This window comes from Hathewaya histolytica, from assembly GCF_901482605.1.
GTDB lineage: Bacteria > Bacillota > Clostridia > Clostridiales > Clostridiaceae > Hathewaya > Hathewaya histolytica.
The window spans coordinates 114253-135933 of sequence record NZ_LR590481.1; the positions used below are offsets into that span (position 1 = coordinate 114253).

24 protein-coding genes are annotated in these 21681 nt (G+C 29.1%); 22 read left to right on the forward strand and 2 right to left on the reverse strand.

All coding sequences use genetic code 11. The features are described from left to right. The 3 genes from FGL08_RS00575 (at position 1) to FGL08_RS00585 (ending at position 3497) form a co-directional block, all read left to right on the forward strand. Positions 1–408 carry a M28 family peptidase gene (locus FGL08_RS00575; protein WP_138208963.1) on the forward strand — a complete coding sequence of 136 codons (408 nt, stop codon included), beginning with the start codon at positions 1–3 and terminating at the stop codon, positions 406–408. Between the two features lie 134 nt (positions 409–542). After that, positions 543–1859 (forward strand): amidohydrolase, encoded by a 1317-nt coding sequence (locus tag FGL08_RS00580; RefSeq protein WP_138208964.1) that lies wholly within the window; start codon positions 543–545, stop codon positions 1857–1859. 330 nt (positions 1860–2189) lie between these two features. After that, the gene (locus FGL08_RS00585; protein ID WP_138208965.1) at positions 2190–3497 is read left to right on the forward strand and encodes an MFS transporter; all 1308 of its coding nucleotides are present in this window, start codon (positions 2190–2192) and stop codon (positions 3495–3497) included. Positions 3498–3641: 144 nt separating this feature from the next. On the opposite strand, the gene FGL08_RS00590 is transcribed toward FGL08_RS00585, so the two are convergent. After that, a complete protein-coding gene (locus FGL08_RS00590; RefSeq protein WP_138208966.1) occupies positions 3642–3833 on the reverse strand; it encodes a hypothetical protein in 192 nt (63 codons plus the stop codon). Positions 3834–4168: 335 nt separating this feature from the next. Here FGL08_RS00590 and FGL08_RS00595 point away from each other — a divergent pair, with 335 nt between their 5' ends. From FGL08_RS00595 to arsM, 7 genes are all read left to right on the forward strand, one after another. Next, positions 4169–5242 carry an ABC transporter ATP-binding protein gene (locus FGL08_RS00595; RefSeq protein ID WP_138208967.1) on the forward strand — a complete coding sequence of 358 codons (1074 nt, stop codon included), beginning with the start codon at positions 4169–4171 and terminating at the stop codon, positions 5240–5242. A 4-nt stretch (positions 5243–5246) separates the two neighbouring features. Then, positions 5247–6113, forward strand: coding sequence for a carbohydrate ABC transporter permease (locus FGL08_RS00600; RefSeq protein WP_138208968.1), 867 nt, complete (start codon positions 5247–5249; stop codon positions 6111–6113). Between the two features lie 12 nt (positions 6114–6125). Then, positions 6126–6950, forward strand: a complete 825-nt coding sequence (locus FGL08_RS00605; RefSeq protein WP_138208969.1) for a carbohydrate ABC transporter permease — start codon at positions 6126–6128, stop codon at positions 6948–6950. 36 nt (positions 6951–6986) lie between these two features. Next, a complete protein-coding gene (locus tag FGL08_RS00610; RefSeq protein ID WP_138208970.1) occupies positions 6987–8342 on the forward strand; it encodes an ABC transporter substrate-binding protein in 1356 nt (451 codons plus the stop codon). Positions 8343–8352: 10 nt separating this feature from the next. Further along, positions 8353–8904: a CD3072 family TudS-related putative desulfidase gene (locus FGL08_RS00615; RefSeq protein ID WP_138208971.1), complete on the forward strand. Its 552-nt coding sequence runs from the start codon at positions 8353–8355 to the stop codon at positions 8902–8904. Between the two features lie 146 nt (positions 8905–9050). After that, the gene (locus tag FGL08_RS00620) at positions 9051–9308 is read left to right on the forward strand and encodes an ArsR/SmtB family transcription factor (RefSeq protein ID WP_138208972.1); all 258 of its coding nucleotides are present in this window, start codon (positions 9051–9053) and stop codon (positions 9306–9308) included. A gap of 79 nt (positions 9309–9387) precedes the next feature. Further along, the gene (arsM, locus tag FGL08_RS00625) at positions 9388–10194 is read left to right on the forward strand and encodes an arsenite methyltransferase (protein ID WP_171011935.1); all 807 of its coding nucleotides are present in this window, start codon (positions 9388–9390) and stop codon (positions 10192–10194) included. A 160-nt stretch (positions 10195–10354) separates the two neighbouring features. Here the strand turns inward: arsM and FGL08_RS00630 are convergent, their stop codons facing one another. After that, a complete protein-coding gene (locus FGL08_RS00630; protein ID WP_138208974.1) occupies positions 10355–10915 on the reverse strand; it encodes a DUF2314 domain-containing protein in 561 nt (186 codons plus the stop codon). Between the two features lie 275 nt (positions 10916–11190). On the opposite strand from FGL08_RS00630, the gene FGL08_RS00635 reads away from it, so the two are divergent. The 12 genes from FGL08_RS00635 (at position 11191) to FGL08_RS00685 (ending at position 21617) form a co-directional block, all read left to right on the forward strand. Next, positions 11191–11844 carry an ABC transporter ATP-binding protein gene (locus FGL08_RS00635; RefSeq protein WP_197733539.1) on the forward strand — a complete coding sequence of 218 codons (654 nt, stop codon included), beginning with the start codon at positions 11191–11193 and terminating at the stop codon, positions 11842–11844. Between the two features lie 49 nt (positions 11845–11893). After that, the gene (locus FGL08_RS00640; RefSeq protein ID WP_197733540.1) at positions 11894–12670 is read left to right on the forward strand and encodes an ABC transporter permease; all 777 of its coding nucleotides are present in this window, start codon (positions 11894–11896) and stop codon (positions 12668–12670) included. Between the two features lie 168 nt (positions 12671–12838). After that, positions 12839–13081: a hypothetical protein gene (locus tag FGL08_RS00645; protein ID WP_138208976.1), complete on the forward strand. Its 243-nt coding sequence runs from the start codon at positions 12839–12841 to the stop codon at positions 13079–13081. A gap of 125 nt (positions 13082–13206) precedes the next feature. Then, positions 13207–14250: a M42 family metallopeptidase gene (locus tag FGL08_RS00650; RefSeq protein ID WP_138208977.1), complete on the forward strand. Its 1044-nt coding sequence runs from the start codon at positions 13207–13209 to the stop codon at positions 14248–14250. Further along, positions 14241–15290 carry a M42 family metallopeptidase gene (locus FGL08_RS00655; protein WP_138208978.1) on the forward strand — a complete coding sequence of 350 codons (1050 nt, stop codon included), beginning with the start codon at positions 14241–14243 and terminating at the stop codon, positions 15288–15290. Before FGL08_RS00650 ends, FGL08_RS00655 begins: the two co-directional genes overlap by 10 nt. 48 nt (positions 15291–15338) lie before the next feature. Further along, complete coding sequence (locus FGL08_RS00660; protein ID WP_138208979.1) at positions 15339–16262, forward strand: zinc-binding metallopeptidase family protein; 924 nt, start codon at positions 15339–15341, stop codon at positions 16260–16262. Positions 16263–16642: 380 nt separating this feature from the next. Next, positions 16643–17431 (forward strand): CPBP family intramembrane glutamic endopeptidase, encoded by a 789-nt coding sequence (locus FGL08_RS00665; protein ID WP_171011936.1) that lies wholly within the window; start codon positions 16643–16645, stop codon positions 17429–17431. 112 nt (positions 17432–17543) lie between these two features. Then, on the forward strand, positions 17544–18356 hold the full coding sequence (locus tag FGL08_RS00670) for a CPBP family intramembrane glutamic endopeptidase (protein ID WP_138208981.1): 813 nt from the start codon (positions 17544–17546) through the stop codon (positions 18354–18356). 386 nt (positions 18357–18742) lie between these two features. Continuing rightward, positions 18743–19531 (forward strand): CPBP family intramembrane glutamic endopeptidase, encoded by a 789-nt coding sequence (locus FGL08_RS00675; protein WP_138208982.1) that lies wholly within the window; start codon positions 18743–18745, stop codon positions 19529–19531. A gap of 34 nt (positions 19532–19565) precedes the next feature. Continuing rightward, positions 19566–19697, forward strand: coding sequence for a hypothetical protein (locus tag FGL08_RS13635; RefSeq protein ID WP_279232930.1), 132 nt, complete (start codon positions 19566–19568; stop codon positions 19695–19697). A gap of 226 nt (positions 19698–19923) precedes the next feature. Further along, entirely contained in the window at positions 19924–20343 is a 420-nt protein-coding gene (locus tag FGL08_RS00680; protein ID WP_138208983.1) for a hypothetical protein, read from the forward strand. A 311-nt stretch (positions 20344–20654) separates the two neighbouring features. Then, positions 20655–21617 (forward strand): helix-turn-helix transcriptional regulator, encoded by a 963-nt coding sequence (locus tag FGL08_RS00685; RefSeq protein ID WP_138208984.1) that lies wholly within the window; start codon positions 20655–20657, stop codon positions 21615–21617. Positions 21618–21681: the final 64 nt, after the last annotated feature.

Sequence of the window (21681 nt, forward strand, 5' to 3'; positions counted from 1 at the left end):
ATGAGTATAAATAAGGATAGACTTATAAATAATTTGTTAGAAATGATAAAAATAGATAGTGTATCTTTAAACGAGAAGGCTATAGGTGATTGGATAGAAAATTACTTTAAAGCTAGAGGTGTAGAAGTTTTTAGAGATAATTGTGGTGAAAATTTTAATGGAAATTGTGGTAACATTTTAGTTCATATAAAAGGTAATATGGAAGGCGAGGCTATATGTTTTGCATGTCATATGGATACTGTAGAGCCAGGCGAAAACATAGAACCTGTTATAAATGGTAATTATATGACAAGTAAAGGGGAAACTATTTTAGCTGCTGATGATAAGTCAGGAATAGCATCAGTTCTAGAAGTCATAGAGTGTGTAAAAGAAAACAATATACTGGTCATGGATTTAACTGTGCAATAATTAGCTGTGGAATGGATAAGGTTCATACTGTAGACGAAGTCCTAAACATTGAAGATTTATGTAACACTACAAAAGTTTTATTTAAAATGATAACAGAATAATTAACCCCATTTTAAATAGGAAGTGAGACAAAAATGGAAATTAATAAACTAAAACAGCGAGTTATAGAAGAAATAGATAAGAATAGGGATAAAATAATAAATTTGGGAAGAGATATATATTCTGAGCCTGAACTAGGATATGAAGAAGTGAATACTACTAAGAAGGTATCTAAGGTCTTTAAAGAATTAGGTTGTAATGTGGAAGAAAATATTGCAGTTACTGGATGTAGGGCTAGAATAGGTAGTAGTAATGGACCAAGGCTTGCTATTATGGGTGAGCTAGACTGTATTCGCTGTTATGGACATAAAGATGCAAAAAATGGTGGTAAAATTCATGGCTGTGGCCATAACATTCAAGTAGCAGGATTAATAGGTAGTGCAATAGGATTAATCAATTCTGGTGCATTAAAAGAGTTAAATGCTAATGTTGATTTTATGGCAACTCCATCAGAGGAATTTATTGAAATTGAATTTAGAGAAAAATTAAGAAAACAAGGTAAGATTGAGTTCTTTGGCGGAAAGCAAGAACTTATTAAAAAAGGATATTTTGATGATGTTGATATGGCAATGATGTTTCATGCACTAGATTTAGGAGAAAATACAGGACAAATAGGTACAGTAAGTAACGGATTTATGGGAAAAAGGGTAAAATTTATAGGAAGAGAATCTCATGCAGGATCAGCACCAGAAAATGGTGTGAATGCCTTAAATGCAGCCATGCTTGCAATGAATAATATACATGCACAAAGAGAAACCTTTAAAGAAGAGGATAAGGTTAGGGTGCACTATATACTAACTAAGGGAGGAGATATTGTAAATGTAATACCTTCTGAAGTTGTTATGGAATGCTATGTTAGGGCCAGAAATATAGAAGCTATAGTAAATACTAATAAAAAGGTAGATAGAGCCATAAGAGCTGGAGCACTTGCAGTAGGAGCTACAGTTGAGATAGTGGACATACCTGGGTATCTCCCAATTTTAAATTATAAAGAATTAGATAATATTTATAAAAATAATCTAGAAGAACTAGGATATAAAGGTAAAATAGTTGAAACAAGTGATTTTACAGGATCTTTTGATTTTGGAGATCTATCTCAAATTATGCCTACACTTCACCCAATGATGGGAGGTATAAGTGGAAGTCTTCATAGTAGTGATTACAAAATCGTAAATGAAGATAATGCCTATTTAATACCAGCAAAAGCTATGGCAATGACAGCTATAGATTTACTATATAACCATAATGAAAATATGAAAGATATTCTTAAAGAATTTAAGGCACCCATGAGCAAAGATGAATATTTAAATTATTTGAGAAGTATCAGAAAAGAAAAGGTATACACTGAATAGGCTTATTTACAAGTTCACCTTAGATTAAATACACCTTAAAAGAAAATGATTTCTTTTAAGGTGTATTTTTATAATTTAAATTTAAAAGTAATATTATTATAGTATATTAAATAAATTATTAAGTAAGGGCAGTATATAGCAACCTTACTCTATTTTAATGGATTTACGACATAATTTGATTAATTAAGGGATGGGGGAGGCGAAATAGTGAGATAAAGGATTAAAAAGTAAAATATAAACTATAAGATATATGAAAACTATTGATAAAAATAAAAATCTTAAATCATTAACATTTTAAAACTATAAATAAATTTAAGGGGGAAATTTAATATGGAGTTTGATAAAAGATCTAAATTTAATAGTTGGATGTTTATTATAGCTTATATATTCATGGGGATTTTAAGTGGAGTAGCTTTAGATACAATGGTTACTTTTCTCGATGCATCTACAGCTACTAAGGAAATAGCAGCTAGTATGTCAATAATTATGGGAGTAGGGTTCTATGGTTCAGCAGCTTTACTATTAATAATTTCTAGGCTTGGATATAAAAAGGTTCTAATATTTTCACCTATAGCATTTATTATAGGGACATTTCTTTTAACTAAGTCACAATCTGTTGCTATAATTGCTGTAGCAGCTTCAGTAATTATGATAAGCATATGCATGTTTGATGCTATTTTGTCACCATTTTTAAGTTGCTATACTAGTGAGGAGAATAGGGAAAAAATATTCTCAACAACATTATGGACAAACATTGTAGGTATGGTTTTTGGAACATGGTCAGGAGGAAAATTAATAGCTAATAGATTCGCATCTAGATTAGGCATAGGTTATAACGAGGCTAAAGGATTAACAGAAAAAATAGCAGAATTTAATCCATCCCAATTACAAGCATATATTGGGGCACATAGAGATGCATTGCTTTTATATGCAATTTTTGCAGTCATGGCTATTATACCGTTGTTTTTAATTAAAGAGATTCCTGAGGACTATAGAAAGGTTAAAAAGGATAAGAAAGAAAAAATAAATTGGAATGCATTTTTAAATAAATATATAATACTATTCGTAGTATTTTCATTTATGGTAAGGCTTGGAGCAGCATTAATAACTCCTTATTTTTCAGTATTCCTAAGTAGAATGGGAATAGACAGAGCTACGATATCATCGCTTATTTCTTACCAGTATTTTGCTATGGTTTTATTTATATTTGTATCACCATGGGTTGTTAAGAAAATAGGTAGAGTTACAACTTTGGGGGGACTAGCCTTAATTTCTATACCATTTATGCTTATAATCGCAAATGGAGCTGCTTTTGGATCACATATGGTTATGGCAGTTGGCATAGGATTATTCTTAAGATCAGGATTTATGAATGCATCTCAACCAGTACAACAAGCTTTACCAATGGAATTTGTAACTAAAGAGGCAAGGCCAGCTTATAATGCAGTAATATACGTTGCTCAAGGACTTGCGCAAGTAGTAGCTGGTGTATTAGGAAAACAATTCATATTTAAATTACCCAATGGATATGGAAAAGCATACTATGTTACTGCGGTCATATATACAATTGCATCTATAATGTTAATAGTTGTATTTACTAAAAAGTATAATAGACCTCAGGTAGAAAAAGAACTCTAGTGGCTACTTAAAAAGTATTTATAATTTAGATATAAAAAGTACAAACCTTATGGTTTGTACTTTTTGCTTAATATAAGGATATATATTATCGTATATTATAAAAAGTATAATTGTTATGTATTATAAAGATATGTTGCTTTGGTTTTATTCTTTAACATTTCCTTTTTCTGATTTCTCATATAATTTATTAAGAACATAAAGGCTAGGACTAAAAAACCCAATTACTCCAAATAAAATAATACCAAAATTACCTGCTTGACCATCTATATTTAAAATTATTGATGCCCCTATTAAACATAAAAAGCCACAAAGTATTGAATATACAATTAATTTCATCTCTATACCTCCTTTCATGTAGTATATTTCTATATTTTAAGATAATTACCTTTAACTTTCCTTCGTCATTTTTTATGAAAATAACATATAAAGGCAATTAAAAGCTTATTCATTAAATAAAAAAATGTAATACTATAAAACATAGTATATAGTTAAAAACTATATATATCATAAGATTTTTAATGAAGACTTAGGATATTAAGTAGAATATTAAATCTATTTAATATTCAAGTTTTCTATAAATTAAAGAGATTCTATAGATAATGCCAATTGGGAAAGAAATAATCTTAGTGCTATATTATAGGTTGAAATAACTGTATGGTAGGGTGATTAAGATGAGAGTCAGAGTTGAGGGACTTACAAAGCGGTATACTAATATTAATGCTGTAGATAATTTAAGTTTAGATATAAAAGATGGGGAATTTGTTTCTATACTAGGCCCTAGTGGATGTGGGAAAAGTACTTTATTATATATGCTTACAGGAATTATAGAACCTACGGAAGGGGACATATATTTTGATCATAATAGAATAAATGATGTACTTGTAGAGAAGAGAAATATAGGATTAGTTTTTCAGAATTATTCACTGTATCCTCATTTAACTGTTAGGGATAACTTAATGTTTCCACTAAGGATGAATAAAGTAGATAAGAGTTTAGCTATGGAAAAGGTAAATGAAATAAGTAAAATACTTAGGATAAAAGATTTACTAAACAGAAAACCTAAGGAGCTTTCAGGTGGACAACAGCAAAGGGTTGCTATAGGACGAGCTATTATTAAAAGTCCTAGTTTACTACTTATGGATGAACCTTTCTCTAATTTAGATGAAGCTCTTCGCATTGAAATGAGAGAAGAGATAAAAAATATTCAAGCTAGATTTAAAATAACTACATTATTTGTTACACACGATCAGGAAGAGGCATTATCTATATCAGATAGAGTACTTTTAATGGATAAAGGTAAATTAGTGCAGTATTCAACTGCGAGAGAGTTATATGAGTATCCTAATTCAGTTTATACTGCAAGTTTTATAGGTAGGCCTAAGATAAATATGGTGCCTATGGATAACATACATAATATGAGTATTGATTTAAATGAAGTTAATAAGAACCAAGACTTTGTATTTATTGGGATAAGACCGGAAGATGTGAGCATAGGATATGAGGGCGTAAAAACTACTTCGAAAATAATAAGGCGAATTAGTAGAGATAAATTCGATGAAGTTCAATGTGAGTCTGGGAGCATAAAAGGGATTATTAAGAGCATACTTCCACTAGGGAAGGATACATATATTAGTCTAAAAATTGATGATCAAGATTTAAGAGCTATTGTAACAGGTCATTGTAACTTTGCTGTGGGAGAAGAAGTTCATATAAATTTTAATAGAATTTATGTGTTTAAGGAGTAAGGTTATGAATAATAAAAAAGGATATTTATACTTATTACCTAGCTTAATAATAATTCTTGTATTTCAACTCTACCCAGTGATAAAAGTTCTATTTATGAGTTTTTACACAAAGTTTGATTATATTAAGGATGTAGTCTATAAGAGAGGACTAGATAATTATAAATACGTTCTATCAGATAAAAACTTCTATCTAGCTCTAAAAAATACATTTACATATGTTTTAATATCAGTGCCATTAACTATATGCATTGCTTTATTTATAGCATCTTTATTAAATAGTAATATAAAGTTTAAAAATTTCTTTAGAAGTGTTTATTTCCTTCCTTTTGTTACAAGCACCATAGCTATAAGTGTTGGATGGAGATGGATTTTTCATAGTGATCAAGGACTTTTTAATATAGTACTTAATTCTATAGGGATTAGCTCAAAGGAATTTTTAAAAGACAGTAATTACACAATGCCTCTTTTGGTTTTATTAAATATTTGGAAGAACCTTGGATACAATGTAATAATAATTCTTGCAGGGATGCAAAGTATAGATGAGAGGTATTACTATGCAGCTAGAATTGATAGAGCAACTAAATGGCAAATTTTTAAGAGTATCACTTTACCACTGTTGTCTCCAATAATATTATTTCTATCTATAACTTCTATAATACGAGGTTTTAAATTATTTGATTCTATATTTATCCTTTATGATAAAACGCCTGGACCGTTAAATAGTGCAATGACTATAGTTTTTTATATCTTTGATAAGTTTTATTTAAACTGGCAATTTGCAGTAGCTGCAGCTGCTTCTTTTGTTCTTTTTATAATAATACTAATTTTTACTTTAATACAATTTAAGGTTAGCAAGAAGTTTGATTACTAAGGGGGTATAGGTATGGGGAAGAAAAATATTGAAAATGTAATTAAGTATTTAATTCTTGTAATAGTATTTATTTTTATACTTACTCCCTTTGTTTGGATACTTTTAACTGCACTAAAAAGCCCACAAGAAGTTTTTAGTAATCCACCAGTTGTAATACCGAAAAAGCTTAGATGGGAAAACTTCTTAGAAGTTTTAAGGCTAGAGAATTTTTCGAGATATGCACTTAATAGTGTATTTGTTACCATAGGCATAACCTTAGGGGAACTTATAACCACTATACTAGCAGCCTTTGCTTTTTCACATTTTGACTTTAGGGGGAAGAGCTTATTATTTACTTTACTTATTGGTACAATGATGGTTCCAGGAGAAGTTTTATTAATTCCTAACTTTGTTACTCTAAGTAAATTAAAGTGGATAAATACATATAAGGCTTTAATAATTCCATGGTGTACAAGCATATCAACCATATTTTTTTTAAGGCAGTATTTCTTAGGTATACCTAAACAACTTTATTATGCAGCAAAGGTGGATAATTGTAGTGATTTTAAATATCTAATACATGTACTAATTCCCATGGCAAAGCCAGCCATAGTAACTACTGGTATTTTAAAGGTTATAAATAGTTGGAATGCTTTTATGTGGCCACTTATAATGACTAATTCAGAGGAGATGAGGACACTTCCTATAGTATTATCTAAATTCTCTAGTGAAGTTGGTATGGATTATCACATACTAATGGCAGCATCCTTAATTATAATAGCACCCATGATAATTCTATTTATACTATTATCAAAACAGATAATAAATGGGGTTAGTAATTCTTGTATCAAAGGATAATTTAAATAAGCAAATATATAAAGAGGGGGAAACAAAATGAAGAAAAAGTTTATTTCTGTATTACTTTCAGCAGTAATGGCAGTATCAATGATTGGGTGTGGAAGTTCTTCAGGAGCAAAGGACTCTGAAAAGAAGGAAGAGGCTAAAACTGTAGAAGCCAAGGCTGATATTCCATCAGAAATTAAGAATAAGGTCGAAATAGAATTTTGGCATTCTATGAAAGGTGGAAATGAAGAGAGCATAAAACAAATAACAAAGGACTTTGAAGATAAAAATCCAAATATTAAAATTAAGCTAGTTAACCAAGGCGGTTATAGGGATTTATTCCAAAAACTTATGGGAGCAGCTAAGAGTAATACATTACCAGCTATAACTCAAATATATAACAATAGGTTAACTTGGTATATGGATAAGGAACTTGTACAAGACTTAAAGCCTTATGAAAAAGATAAAAAACATGGAATGAAAGATGAAGAAGTTAAAGATATTGCAGAGATTTTTTATAAAGATGGTACTTTTGGTGATAAGCAATATTCATTACCTTTAAATAAAAGCCAAATGGTTATGTATTACAATGAGGATATGCTAAAAGAAAAAGGCGTGGAAGTACCTAAAACTTGGGATGAACTTAAAGAAGCTTCTAAAAAATTAACTGTAGATAAAGACAAGGATGGTAAACCAGAAGTTCATGGTATTGCCTTTGAAAATAATATTTCTACAGATATAGGTATATGGGTAAGACAAGCTGGTGGAGAAGTTATTGATGAAGATAAGGACAAAATCAATTTTGACTCAGCTGAAACTAAGGCAGCAGTTAACTTTATAAGTGAAATGATAAAAGATAAAACAGCTACTTTAGCTGGGGAAGATAAGCATTCAAATAATGTTTTCATTAAGAAAAGAGCAGCTATGTGTGTTGCTTCAACTTCAGCATTACCTTATATTAAAAAAAGTTTTGAAGGTAAGTGGTTCGTAGCTCCATTACCAGTAGATAAAGTCTATGCTCAATTATACTATGGAACTAACATAGCTATGTTCAACAAAGGAACTCCTGAACAAAAATTAGCAGCTTGGTTATATATGAAGCACCTTATAAATACTGAAAATACAACTAAATTCTCAATGGATACAGGATATATTCCAGTTAGAAAATCAGCTATTGAGAGCGAAAAATACAAAGAATTCTTAAAGAAAAATCAGGCAAAAGAAGTACCATTAAAAACTTTAGACAAAGGATGGACTGGTTCTAGAGGTATAGGAACTATTCCAGCATTAGATGTTTTAGGTAAAGAGCTTGAACAAGTATTTGCTGGTAAAAAATCAGTAGATGAAGCATTAAAAACTGCTCAACAAAATGGCGAAAAAGCAATGAAAGAAGCTAGAAGCAATTAGGTGATTATATATGGATAAGAGTAGAAAAATGTGTATAGTCGCTCATTGTTTTTTAAATGCTAATTCAAAGGTTGAATCTCCAAAGTGTAAGTACAGTTCAGTATTTAAAAGACTAATTTATGAATTAATAGAAAGGGATTATGGAATAATCCAGTTGCCCTGTCCAGAACTTATGCATTATGGTATGAGAAGATGGGGACATGCGAAGGAACAATTTGATAATCCATTCTACAGAAAAACATGTAGGGAGTTATTAATTCCTATGGTAGAACAAGCTAAAGAATATATACAAAACGGATATGTTATAGATTATATAATAGGAGTAAATGGTAGTCCTAGTTGTGGTATTGATGGTACTTGTAAGTCTAAGGACTATATAGGAGAGATTTCTGGAATTAAAAATATAGAGAATCTAACTAAGTCCATAACATATGAAAAAGAGTACGGTGTGTACATGGAAGAGCTTGAAAAACTATTAAAGGAAGAAAATTTAGATATAGAGTTCTTAGGAATTAGTGAAAGAGAAATTGAAAAGTATGATTTTAATCTAATATTTAAATAATAGAAGTAGTTTAGGATAAGCATAAAGGCTTATCCTTTTTTTATTATCATAAATATTTTAAATGTATATTGACTATTATAATATATAAATATAATATATAAGTATATTAGAAAAAACTAATATACTATATATTAAGGTGTGATTTAATGGATAAGGAAGTTAGGGTTTTAAAAGCATTAGCTCATCCTATAAGACTTAAAATAGTAAAGAGACTTTTAAATGGAGAGCTTTGTGTATGTAAGTTAAATGAAGATGTAGAGTTTACACAATCGAATTTGTCCCAACACCTTAGAATTTTAAGAGATGCAGATATATTAAATGCTAGAAAAGAAGGCATGTGGACATACTACAGTATTGCTAATAAAAAAGTAATAGAACTTATAGAAATGGTGCAAAACTTATAAATAATTATGTTGGCAAAGATCTTTTTAAATTATTATAGAAGGTATTTGTTGGATGAATCTAGCATAGGAGGACAGTAATATGAGTGAAACAAAGAAAGATAAAATAAGAGAAAGTGTACGTAATAGTTATAAGAAATTTGCTTTAGGAAATGCTTTATTTAAAAAAGGTGGAAATTGTTGTGGTGATAATAGCAGAGGTGTTGAGTTAAACAGATCAGTTAATGATATTACAAGTAATATAGGGTATTCTAAAGAAGATATAGAATCTGTTCCGGACGAATCTAATATGGGGCTTGGATGCGGAAACCCTCAATTAATTGCAAATATAAAAGAGGGGGAAGTGGTTCTAGATTTAGGTAGTGGTGGTGGATTTGATTGCTTTTTAGCTTCTAAAAAAGTTGGAAGAGGTGGGCATGTTATTGGAGTAGATATGACACCAGAGATGATAAGTAAGTCTAGACTTAATGCATCGAGAAATAGATATAGAAATGTAGAATTTAGACTTGGAGAGATTGAGAATTTACCTGTAGCCGATAATTTTGTAGATGTTATAATATCAAACTGTGTTATAAATTTATCTCCTTCCAAACAAAGGGTGTACAATGAAGCATATCGTGTACTTAAGGGTGGAGGAAGACTTGCAATATCAGATGTAGTCTTAATGAGAAACCTGCCAAAAGAAGTACAAAATGATGAAAAGCTTTACTGTGGCTGAGTTACAGGAGCATCTTCAGTTGAAGAGCTTAAAATCTATTTAACCAAAGCAGGATTTAAAAATATAGATATAGAACTAAAAGAAGTTTCAAGAGAGTATGCAGAAAAATGGGGACATGGCTTAAAAGTAGGGGAGTATATAATGTCTGGTGCTATTAGGGCCATTAAATAAGAGGATATAATATAAGCTAAGGGAGATTTGTTTTACAGGGTATTTAATAATTGTTTAACTATAAACAAAAAATAAGTAATTTAAGCCACCTAATGGTGGCTTTTGTATCTAATATTTTTAACTTTTATACAGTTCTTTTATATATACAAAAGTATTCGTTTTAATAAGGTTTTTCAGATAACATATATTTTAAAGCTTTATCTAATAAGCGTTTATTATTTGTATCAGCCAACCTTACACGTTCTCCAAAGTGACCATAAAGTTTATCATTCTTTGTGTATCCCCAATCATATATATCGGCTTCAGTAAATTCTATGAGTTCTCCATCTTTTAATGGAACTATTTTATTTGTATTAGTATCTATTTTTCCAAAGGTTGCTTTAAAGTCATCATTCGCAACTTTTCCATATATCTTTTTACCTTGCCTTTTAATATCATCTAACCAAACATAGTTATTTTCTTCACCGTCAGTAAGTATGATTTGTAAAATAAATTCTGTTTCTTTGTTTTTTCTATTATCGAATACTTCCCAAAAGTGTGGTAGAGATTTTCGAGCATCTTCCATAGCTTTCATCATTTTACTTTCATATGTATCTACATATAGCATATTGCAAGAATTACTAGGAACAGTTTTATTATTATCCTTATTTAGAAAATATATAATTCCACTTAAAACTGCAGTTGCCAACACAACACTTATAAAGATATGAGATTTTTTCATAAGTTTCCCCCTAAATTTATTATGTAAAATTTAAATTTAATGTAATAAAAGAACTGTTACAGAAGTTATTATATCATTTAATATGTCCAAATAGCTTATAAAATTTATAAGAAAGCAGTTGTGTGAATATTTTGTTATATGTCAAATTACGACAAAAATTTTAACTTTAATATTGTATTATATATCTAATAGCTATAAAGGGGGGAGTTACAATTATTAAGGTAAATAATTTAACTAAGAGATATTCAAAGTATAATGTAACTGCATTGGATTGTATGGATTTAGAAATAAGTAAAGGGGATATAGTGGGCCTTCTTGGGCCTAATGGTGCAGGTAAGACAACTTTAATAAAATGTCTTTGCGGACTTATAGCTCAAGATGAAGGGGATATATTTATTGATAAAATTAGGCTAGAAGAAAAGAATTTAAGAGAGCACCTTAAAAATATAGGAGCAGTTCTTGAAGGTGCAAGGAACTTATATTGGAATTTAACTGTATTAGATAATGCTTATTATTTAGGAGCATTAAAGGGGAAGGATAAGAAATATATTGATGAGTTTATAGAAAAGTACAGAGATAGTTTTGGATTAAGTGAACTTCTTGATAGAAAGATAAATTCTCTTTCTTTAGGACAAAAGCAGAAAGTTGCTATTATTATATCTTTAATTCATAGACCTAAAATTATAATTTTGGACGAACCATCCAATGGTTTAGATATAGATTCGAAGACAGATTTAATAAGCATATTAAAGGACATAAAGGAAGAGTTTAATAGTACCATGCTTATAACTTCTCATGATGTAGATTTTATAAGGAGGGTAGTAGATAAATTTATCATAATAAATAAAGGAAAGAAACAAGATCAGTTTGAGAATGATAATCTTAATGTAGAGGATATAGAAAAAATATATAAGGGATTTGTAAATTAGTTTTAATTAAGAAAGTTATACTTATAATAGACTTGGGGATGTGAATGGATTGTTATATTTAAATGTTATGAAGGCAGAGGTAGCAAGAGGTTTAAAGGAAAGTTTTCATTATAAGGTTGGATTTCTAACGGATATTTTGATTTTTTCTCTTCTTTATTTTTATCTTATATTTTCAGGTTCAGCAACTTATATAGGAATTTATTATGAAAATAAGGGAAGCGCAAGAACTCTTCTTTTAATAGGATATATATTTTGGAATTTTTCTATATCAAGTATTAATGCTTTAAGTATGGAAATAAGTGCAGAGGCTTTTAAAGGAACTCTAGAGCAAAAGTTCATGGCTATAGTACCTTTTCCGTTTTTAATAGGTGGAAAAATCATATCTAATTTTATTATAGAGTTTCTTGAAATAAGTTTAATAATAGTATTATCAATTTTAATTGCAGGAGTGGGAATTACGGTTAACTTAAAGATGGTATTTTCTTTAATTTTGACCTTAATCGGAATGTATGGTATAGGGCTTATTTTAGGCGGTGTTGCTATAAAGGAAAAGAAAATTGGTAATTTGGTTTTTATAATAAATGGAGCATTATTTCTTTTATGCGATACTGTAACTAAAACAAATTTTGCTCAAGGATTGTCAAAGGCAGTTCCACTTACTACAGGAATAGATATAGCTAGAAAATCTGCTCTTGGACTTAGGATATCCATGAGTGATTGGGGAATGCTTTTAATATGCTCACTTACTTGGATTGTAATAGGAGTTTTTGTGTTTAACTCTTTTACTAGAAAAGCAAAGAAGGAAGGACTTTTAGGTAATTATTAGATTTTAATTGTTATTTAAATCATACTTATAAAACAGATATGTAACAAAAACACCCTCCGTAGAGAGGAGGTTTTAAGTGAGACAAATTAGTAGTAATTACATTTGAAATAAATGATATAATTAAGATATATAACAATAATAAATAATCAAAAGTAGGTGAAGGATATTATGGTAAATAGATTTTTAATCGCAGGTCCAAATTCAAAATACAAGTTACCAGGTGCTCAAGCTGCTGGTTTTTTAGATGGCTTATGGCATGGGTTAATTGCACCAATTACATTTATAATTGCTATGTGTAATACTAATGTAAGGATTTATGAAACAAATAATACAGGACGTTTATATGAACTTGGCTTTGTTATAGGAATTTCAACTTCCTTTGCTGGAAGTAGTTCAAAGGTTAGGAGATAATTATAAAGGTTAAGAGAATTTTATGACTATTGGAAAATTTCGATGTATAATGTTAATAATATAGTACTTTATTAAGATGTTTAATATATGTTAATAGATATAATTTTATTGAAGTGGGTGAGGATATGCAGGAAAAAGAGTTATTAAAAGAATTATGCACGGCTCATGGTCCTAGTGGTAGAGAGCATTGGATTTATCCGATTATAAAGAATGCTTTTGATCCACTTTGCAATGAGGTGAGACAGGGCAATTTAAATAATGTTTATGGGGTTAAAAAGGGAAATGGTAAGGCTAGTATAATGCTTATGGCTCATGCTGATGAAGTATTTATGCTAGTTGATAAAATTTGTGATAATGGTTTTCTAAAATTCACTACTTTAGGTATAGACCCAAAAACTTTAGTATCTCAAGAAGTGTTAATTCATGGTTCAGGGAAGATAGATGGAATTATAGGAATCAAACCACCTCATTTAATGAATGAAGAAGATAGAAACGGAGCTATAAAAGCTGAAAATCTTTTAATTGATACAGGTAAAAGTAAAGAAGAGTTAGAGAAGCTTGTGAATATTGGCGATTTTATAACTTTAAAAAGAGATTTCTATGAACTTTTAAACAATAATATGGTATGTAAGGCAACAGATGATAGGGCAAGTATTGTTGCTATGTATAGTTGTGCAAAAGAACTTCAAAATACAAATCACGATTTAGATGTTTACTTTGTGTGTTCTTGCCAAGAGGAAGTTGGACATAGAGGTGCCAGAATGGCAACTTATGATTTAAATCCTACTCTAGGAATTGCTATAGACGTAACTTTTGATAGTGGTAAAATGGGTATTCCAGAGAAGGAGAACTATTTAGGTAAAGGTCCTGTTGTTTGTATTGGCTCTAATATTCATCCTAAATTCAGAAAGAAGCTTACAGATATTGCCGAAGAGTATGGAATTCCTTATCAGGTAGAAGTGGAACCAGGAAATACAGGGACAGACGCTTGGGATATTCAGAATATTAGAAGTGGCGTTCCAACTTTACTAATTTCTATACCTCAAAAGTATATGCATACCACTGTAGAGATGGTAAATATGCATGATATTAAAAATACAGGTAGAATCATAGCTAAATTTATAGAGAAAATAAATGATGAGGAATTGGAGGACTTATTATGCTTTTAGAAAAATTGTGTAATGCTCATGGTCCTGTTGGCTATGAGGGAGAAGTTAGAAATATTATAAAAGAAGAAATTATGCCTTATGTAGATGAAATAAAGGTAGATACTATGGGGAATATCCTTGTACATAAAAAGGGTAATGGACCAAAGGTCTTACTGGATGCTCATATGGATGAAGTGGGATTTATTATAACAGGATATAATGATGATGGAACTTTAAGATTCGCACCACTTGGAGGAGTTAATGCAAAAGTTGCTCCTTGTAAAGTTTTATATATTGGTGATACAAAGGTTGTTGGGGTAATAGGACTTAAACCTATTCATCTTCAAAGTAAAGAGGAGAGAACTAAAGCATTAGGTTACAAGGATTATTGCATTGATATTGGATCTAATTCTAAGGAAGAGACCCAAAAATTAATATCACTTGGAGAATATGCAGTGTTTTCTACGGAGTTTTCAGACTTTGGTGAAGGCCTTATAAAAGGAAAGGCTTTTGATGATAGGGTTGGATGTTATGTATTAATAGAAGCATTAAAAGAAACTTATAATTGTGACTTATATGCATCTTTTAGTGTTCAGGAGGAAATCGGAGATAGGGGAGCTTTTGTTTCTGCATACAATGTACATCCTGAAATTGGACTAGCTTTGGAAGGTACTATTTGTGCTGATATGCCAAATATAGAAGAGCATTTAAAGGCTACAGAAATAGGTAAAGGGCCTGCAATTTCTATGATGGATAAGACAAGTATTTTCGATTTTGAACTTACAAAGAGCATACTAAAAGTTGCAAAAGAAAATGATATACCTCATCAAAGGAGAAAATCTTCAGCAGGTTCCAATGATGCAGGTGCTATGGTATCCAGTGGTGACGGTGCTCGTGTTGCTACTATTTCTGTGCCATGTAGATATATTCATTCATCCATATCAGTTGCAAGTAAAGAGGACATTGATAACACTGTGAAACTAGTAAAAAATTGGTTACATATTTTAAATTCTTCAGAAGTTAAATATAAAAGAAAAATAGGGGAAATTTGTATAGGTTAAACTTATATAAATTTTGTTATATAACTTAGATAAAAAGGAGCGGTTTTTATGGATATATTATTAGAAAAACTTGTTTGTGCTTTTAAAGTAAGTGGTCATGAACATGGAGTTAAAGAAGTTATTAAAGAAGAATTAAGAAATATAGATTGCGAAATAAAAGAAGATAAGTTAGGTAATCTTATAGTTAAAATAGGTGATGGAGAAGAAAAAATGATGTTCTCTTCTCATATGGATGAAGTAGGCCTTATGGTAACTTATATAGAAAAAGACGGAAGAGTTAGGTTTACTAATGTAGGAGATGTGAATCCTAGTACTATAATAGATAAAGTAGCTATCTTCAGTGATGGAACACTTGGAAGAATAAGTACATCAAAAGAAAAACCTGAAATAGAGGATATGTATATAGAACTAGGACTAGAAACTAGAGAAGAAGTTTTAGAGATAATAGAAGAAGGAGACGTTGCTAAAATAGAAAGTGAAGTCTTCAATCTTGGAGAAAATATTGTTGGAGCATCTTTAAACAATATAATTAATTGCTATGCTCTAATAAAAGCTATAAAAGATATAAAAGAAACTTCAAAGGAATGCTATTTCGTATTCTCTTCTCAAGGTAAGTTAGAAGGTAGGGGGGGAAGAGCTGCTGCAAATAATATAGAGCCAGACTATGCTATAGTTCTTGGCACAGAAGAATTAGAACTTGGATCAGGACCATCTATTGTTGTAAAGGATAAGAATCTTATAATGTGCCATGAAGTTAAAGAACTTATAGAAAATGCTTCTGACGATGCTGATATAGAAATTCAGTATACAGTAAGTAAGAATGGAACAGAAGGTGGACCTATTCATAAAGAAGTGGGAGGCATAAAAACAGGTGTCATTGCACTTCCTATAAAATACAAAAATACATTACTTGAGATGGTATCATCAAAAGATTTAGATACTATGGTGGAGCTTATAAAAGCTATAGTGTAGTAATTATATAGATATAAAATTTTTTGTAAGCTACTCATTGAGAAATAACTAAAGTATCATAATTGTTTCAGAGAAAAAGGATTACTGAATTTTACGAAGCTATGAAAGTGAAATTTTTTAAATGAACCTAAGAGTTTTGATTAGAAAAATTTCTGCTTTCATTTAAGCTTCGTAAAATAAGTAATCCTATTTTTTTCTTCAAGTGCTAGTACTGTTTTGAGTCATTTATAGCTATAAGATATTATATGAGCTTTTGAAGGAGTATAAGTATTTATAGAATTCTTATATATAAATATGTTATAATTTATAATAACTGGGTTTAAAGACATAAAACTAACGAAAACGTTGTAAATTAACAATTATATATGGAGGAATATATAATGGAAAAAGTGGTTGTAAATGATAAGTATGGATTGAGTATACGAAAGAGTTTATTTGTGTTTTTTATATATTTTATTTTAAATACTATTTTGATGGTATTGGTTCAGAGTATATTAATGTCTTTAGAATATACTGGTGCTGATATAGATAACTTCAAAAAGTACGTATACTTATTAGTAGAGACTATAAACTATGTTGTCTTTATAAAAATTTATAAGAATTTAACAGAAAATAAATTGAGGTTTTCAAACACAGTTAAGGTTAGTAAATATATGTTTATATTTTTTATTATTATAGGATATATATTTATTTATGATAATACATTAAATGTATTGGTTCAGAAATTTACAACTAATAGTTGGTATAATGAGGCTCTAAAAAAGGAATTTGAGTCACCGATAAGCTTAGTTTTGGGGGCGGCTATAGTAGCACCCATATTTGAAGAGATTTTATTACGAGGAATAATATTAGAAGGGTTAATAGTTAGAAATAAACCTTATGTTGCTATAACCATCTCATCTTTATTATTTGCATTAATGCATGGTAATTTAGTACAAATACCAAATGCGTTTTTTATTGGGTTTGTAATAGGAATAATTTATTATAGAACTAGATCCTTATTACCGTGCATATTCGCCCATTTTGTAAATAACTTTTTTACAATTATAACAGTATATAATCCTGACTTATATAATGATGCTAAGTTTAGTTTTGTTAAATTAGGGATAGGTACAATTATTTTTATAAGTTCATTCTATATGTTTAAAAGATCAACTAAACACTCATAAGTTAAGTATAGATATACTTAAAAACCATTATATAAAGAAATATTAATAGAATGCATTGATTTTAAAAATACTATTTATTAATAAGTTAATTCTATAAGGGGCAGGGGATTATATGAAAAAAATATCATCAACTTCAAAGCACATTCTTTTTTATTTAGAAACTTATTTTTTAGCACAATCCTTATGTGGTGTTATTATGGTATTTATATTATGTATAGTTAAAGGTAAGGATTTCTTAGAGGATGGTCAGGTCTTGATAAGAGAGAATGCATATATAATAGCATTAATAGCTAGTTTTTTAAGTATTATTATATATAATTATGTTTTTAAAAATAGGAAAAAGAGTTTAAAGGATAGACTTATATTAAAAAGGATAGATTTTAAGTGTTCATTAAGGATTATTGCATGTAGTATAGGGAGTGCTATGTTTTTAGGTTCTGTAGTTTTTTCGATACAGCATAAATTTCCTAGTTATATTAAAACTACTGAGACCATTGACTCAGCGCAAGCATCAGTACTAGCTATGGTTTCCATTGTTATAATTTTACCTATATTTGAAGAAATATTATTTAGGGGTTTAGTATTTGACGAACTCAGGAAAAGTAAAAAGTTTAAACGAGCTTTAATTATACAAGCCGTTCTATTTGGAATAATGCATGGCAATAGTCTACAAGGCTTATACGCTTTTGCACTTGGGATTACATATGGATTAATATATGCTTGGACAAAGTCACTATATGGAAGTATGTTAGCACATATAGTATTTAATCTATTGGGTAGTTCAATTTTTCCTATGATTCTAGATAAAACTAAGAATTTTGTATATGGCTATATGGTATTTGGGTTATTAATTTCTATAGTAAGTATGATGTGTATTTATAAACAATCTAATAATGAAAATAAGGCTTTAGATGTTGGAGTTTAGATTTTTACTAGTGGGTATATTTATAGAGGACGTTTGTAGGATAATTATATAGAAATAACTAAAGTATCATAATTGTTTCAGAGAAAAAGGATTACTGAATTTTACGCAGCTATGAAAGTGAAATTTTTTAAATGAATCTAAGAGTTCTGATTAGAAAAATTTCTACTTTCATTTAAGCTTCGTAAAATAGGTAATTCTATTTTTTTCTTCAAATGCCATTACTTATTTAAATTAGGTCTATCGTAGAAGGTTTACAGGATATTTTAGAATATTGTTAGTATTTATAGAAGCATATATATAAATATGCTATAATTCATAATAATTGGATTTATAACCATAAAATTAGTTGAATTTTTTAGCTAACAATTGGTACATGGAGGGGTATTATGGAGGAAGTAGCGATAAATAATAAGAAGGGATTGAGTGTAGGAAAAAGTTTTCTCGTGCTTTTTCTTAGTTTTATTTCAGATAGTTTTTGGATGGTTTTTGCGGGGAATGTAATATTAATTTTAGGTGCTGGTGGTGTTAAAGTAGGTGCTTTTGAAAATTATATATATTTATTAGCTGAGGTTATAAGCTATGTTATTTTCATAAGGATTTATGAGAGTTTAACTGAAAGTAAACTAAGATTTTCAAATACACTTAAAATCAACAAGTGTATATTCATAGTGCTTATTGTTATAAGTTATATATTTATTTATGATAATACATTGAATATCTTTGTGGAGAAATTTACAACTAATAGTTGGTATAATGAGGTTATACAAGAAGAGCTTAATTCTCCAATTACTTTAATTTTAGGGGCTCTTATAGTAGCGCCTATATTTGAAGAGATTTTATTAAGAGGAATAATATTAGAAGGTTTAATAATTAAAAACAAGCCTTATGTTGCTATAACTATTTCATCTTTATTATTTGCATTAATGCATGGCAATTTAGTACAAATACCAAATGCATTTTTTATCGGACTTGTAATAGGAATAATTTATTATAGAACTAGGTCTTTATTACCGTGTATATTTGCTCGTTTTGTAAATAATTTTTTTGTAGTTATAACAGAATATTATCCTACTTTATATGATGATACTAGATTTAGTTCCATTAAGTTAGGCTTAAGTATAGTTATTTTTATAAGTTCATTCTATATGTTTAGAAGATCAGTTAGGGATTCTTAAATAAAATATAAATTTGGAGCATTCAGTTTTTACTATGATTTTAGATAAAACTAAGGAACTTGCATATGGTTACATAGTATTAGGATTAGTAATTTTTATAGTAGGTATGATATGTATTTATAAACAACATTATAGTGATAATAGAGGTTTAGGTTTGAAATTTTAAATATATACTCCATATCTTAACTGTTGATGGTTCTCGTCATATGAGTTTAATTCTTTTTTTAGTTTGCACTCTCTATATTGAGATAATAAGTTATAATATATAGGCTTTCCCCAATACTTATTTTTATTACGATTAGTTTATAGACCTAAGAGCAAATATAACACAGTTATATATTTTCTGAATATACTAATAGTAGTAAGTTATAACTAAATAAGGGGGGACTAGTATGAGCGCAGGTGTGATTATAGGCATAGTACTACTTGTTCTTATAGGTGTTGTAGTAGTAACAGGTATGAAGGAACAAAAACCTTTTGAAGATTTAGATAATGATGATATAAAGAAATTGGAGTTTATTCGTATGGATGAAAGCAAAGTAGCATCAAAAAAACAGGAAGTAATAAGTATTACTAAGTATTTAAAGACTATAGTTACTAAAAGAATAGATGATTGTAAGTTGACTGGTCCAGTATATAGCATTAAGATTATAACTGAAACTGAAAAGGAAATAGATATAAGTTTCTTTTATACAAAATTTCACTATAAAGTTACTAATATCAAAACAGGTCAATTAGAAAAAGATCATTGGTATAAAAATAGTGATGAAGTAGTTAAGCAATTACAAAGACTTTATTTTTATGTTTTATAATATAGATGAATTTATGGGAGCATGATTCCTAAAAGGATTTTAAGGGGCATGCTCCTTTGAGTTGCAATAATAATTATAAGAGAGATATATAATAAGGACAGATTGTAATAATAGTTATAATTTTGCATTAAATTTGATATTATAATATAATGATACTAAATAAAACTGAAAATTACATACATATATTTTCAAAAAAGTAATAAAAAGAGGGCTAATAAGTTCCTATATATATTGAAAAGATGTTATAATATAAATGAACTTAGCCATTATTTAAGTATTGAAATAAAAATGAAATATACAAGGAGTAAGACATGAGTAAATTTTCAAATCTGCTAAAAATGCTACTGTTGCTGAATGGCGGTAAAACAATGAAGGCAAAAGAACTATCAGAGGTCTTAGAAGTAGACGAGCGTATGATACGGAAGTACAAGGATGATTTATCAAAGGCAGGATTTTATGTTGAATCTATAAGAGGTAAGGATGGAGGGTACTTTATTTCAGAGACTCCTAAGGAGTTGTTTCATAGCCTAACTGAGCATGATATTGAAGTTTTTAATTATGCTAGAGAGAATTTAAAAAGTGATGATTTTATGTATTATAAAGATTTTGAACTTATTGTTGATAAGATTAACAATGGTATCGATAAGACGTTATTAAGAAGCAATAATTTAAATTATTATATTCAAGAAGCTAAATCTTCAAAGTCGGATACTGAAAGAAAGGTATCTTTAAAGATTCATGAGGCAATCATGAAAAGGAATAAGATAAAAATCAATTATTTTTCATTAAATAGCGGAAAATATGAAAGAGTGGTATCACCATATGCTCTTTTTCATTATAAATCTTGTGTATACTTTGCCGGACTGTGTGAGAATAGTGGTGAAGTAAAATATTTTAAGCTATCTAGGATTGAAGGGAATATAGAATTTTTAGATGAAAAGTATGAGATACCAAAGACATTCTCTTTATATAAATACTTACACAATAACGTAGGAATTTTTAATGATAGGGAAATAAGTATTAAACTTAAAGTCTTTAAACCTATGTCCTATATTATTAGTGAAAGAATATGGTCAGATAATCAAAAGATTACTTGGAATGAGGATGAGAGTATTATATTTGAGGCAAATATAAAAGGATATAAAGAAATTAAAGCTTGGTTACTTTCAATGGGGAGTTCCGTAAAAGTATTAGAACCAGTGGAATTAAAACAAGATATTATAAGGGAAATACAAAATATACAAATTAATTATGAAAAAAGTGAAAATAATTAAAAAATTTTTTCAATTATCTCTTTATCTTTCCAAATTTTAATGTATAATAGATAATGCAGGTATT

Bases quoted from the DNA above. Each gene is read 5' to 3' on its own strand.
- FGL08_RS00670 (WP_138208981.1), top strand. From the start codon at position 17,544: ATGAAAAAAATATCATCAACTTCAAAGCACATTCTTTTTTATTTAGAA.
- FGL08_RS00585 (WP_138208965.1), top strand. From the start codon at position 2,190: ATGGAGTTTGATAAAAGATCTAAATTTAATAGTTGGATGTTTATTATA.
- FGL08_RS13635 (WP_279232930.1), top strand. From the start codon at position 19,566: ATGATTTTAGATAAAACTAAGGAACTTGCATATGGTTACATAGTATTA.
- FGL08_RS00675 (WP_138208982.1), top strand. From the start codon at position 18,743: ATGGAGGAAGTAGCGATAAATAATAAGAAGGGATTGAGTGTAGGAAAA.
- FGL08_RS00615 (WP_138208971.1), top strand. From the start codon at position 8,353: ATGGATAAGAGTAGAAAAATGTGTATAGTCGCTCATTGTTTTTTAAAT.
- FGL08_RS00590 (WP_138208966.1), bottom strand. From the start codon at position 3,833: ATGAAATTAATTGTATATTCAATACTTTGTGGCTTTTTATGTTTAATA.
- FGL08_RS00600 (WP_138208968.1), top strand. From the start codon at position 5,247: ATGAATAATAAAAAAGGATATTTATACTTATTACCTAGCTTAATAATA.
- FGL08_RS00645 (WP_138208976.1), top strand. From the start codon at position 12,839: ATGGTAAATAGATTTTTAATCGCAGGTCCAAATTCAAAATACAAGTTA.
- FGL08_RS00680 (WP_138208983.1), top strand. From the start codon at position 19,924: ATGAGCGCAGGTGTGATTATAGGCATAGTACTACTTGTTCTTATAGGT.
- FGL08_RS00650 (WP_138208977.1), top strand. From the start codon at position 13,207: ATGCAGGAAAAAGAGTTATTAAAAGAATTATGCACGGCTCATGGTCCT.
- FGL08_RS00655 (WP_138208978.1), top strand. From the start codon at position 14,241: ATGCTTTTAGAAAAATTGTGTAATGCTCATGGTCCTGTTGGCTATGAG.
- FGL08_RS00580 (WP_138208964.1), top strand. From the start codon at position 543: ATGGAAATTAATAAACTAAAACAGCGAGTTATAGAAGAAATAGATAAG.
- FGL08_RS00610 (WP_138208970.1), top strand. From the start codon at position 6,987: ATGAAGAAAAAGTTTATTTCTGTATTACTTTCAGCAGTAATGGCAGTA.
- FGL08_RS00635 (WP_197733539.1), top strand. From the start codon at position 11,191: ATGGATTTAGAAATAAGTAAAGGGGATATAGTGGGCCTTCTTGGGCCT.
- FGL08_RS00595 (WP_138208967.1), top strand. From the start codon at position 4,169: ATGAGAGTCAGAGTTGAGGGACTTACAAAGCGGTATACTAATATTAAT.
- FGL08_RS00665 (WP_171011936.1), top strand. From the start codon at position 16,643: ATGGAAAAAGTGGTTGTAAATGATAAGTATGGATTGAGTATACGAAAG.
- FGL08_RS00605 (WP_138208969.1), top strand. From the start codon at position 6,126: ATGGGGAAGAAAAATATTGAAAATGTAATTAAGTATTTAATTCTTGTA.
- FGL08_RS00620 (WP_138208972.1), top strand. From the start codon at position 9,051: ATGGATAAGGAAGTTAGGGTTTTAAAAGCATTAGCTCATCCTATAAGA.
- FGL08_RS00660 (WP_138208979.1), top strand. From the start codon at position 15,339: ATGGATATATTATTAGAAAAACTTGTTTGTGCTTTTAAAGTAAGTGGT.
- FGL08_RS00685 (WP_138208984.1), top strand. From the start codon at position 20,655: ATGAGTAAATTTTCAAATCTGCTAAAAATGCTACTGTTGCTGAATGGC.
- FGL08_RS00575 (WP_138208963.1), top strand. From the start codon at position 1: ATGAGTATAAATAAGGATAGACTTATAAATAATTTGTTAGAAATGATA.
- FGL08_RS00630 (WP_138208974.1), bottom strand. From the start codon at position 10,915: ATGAAAAAATCTCATATCTTTATAAGTGTTGTGTTGGCAACTGCAGTT.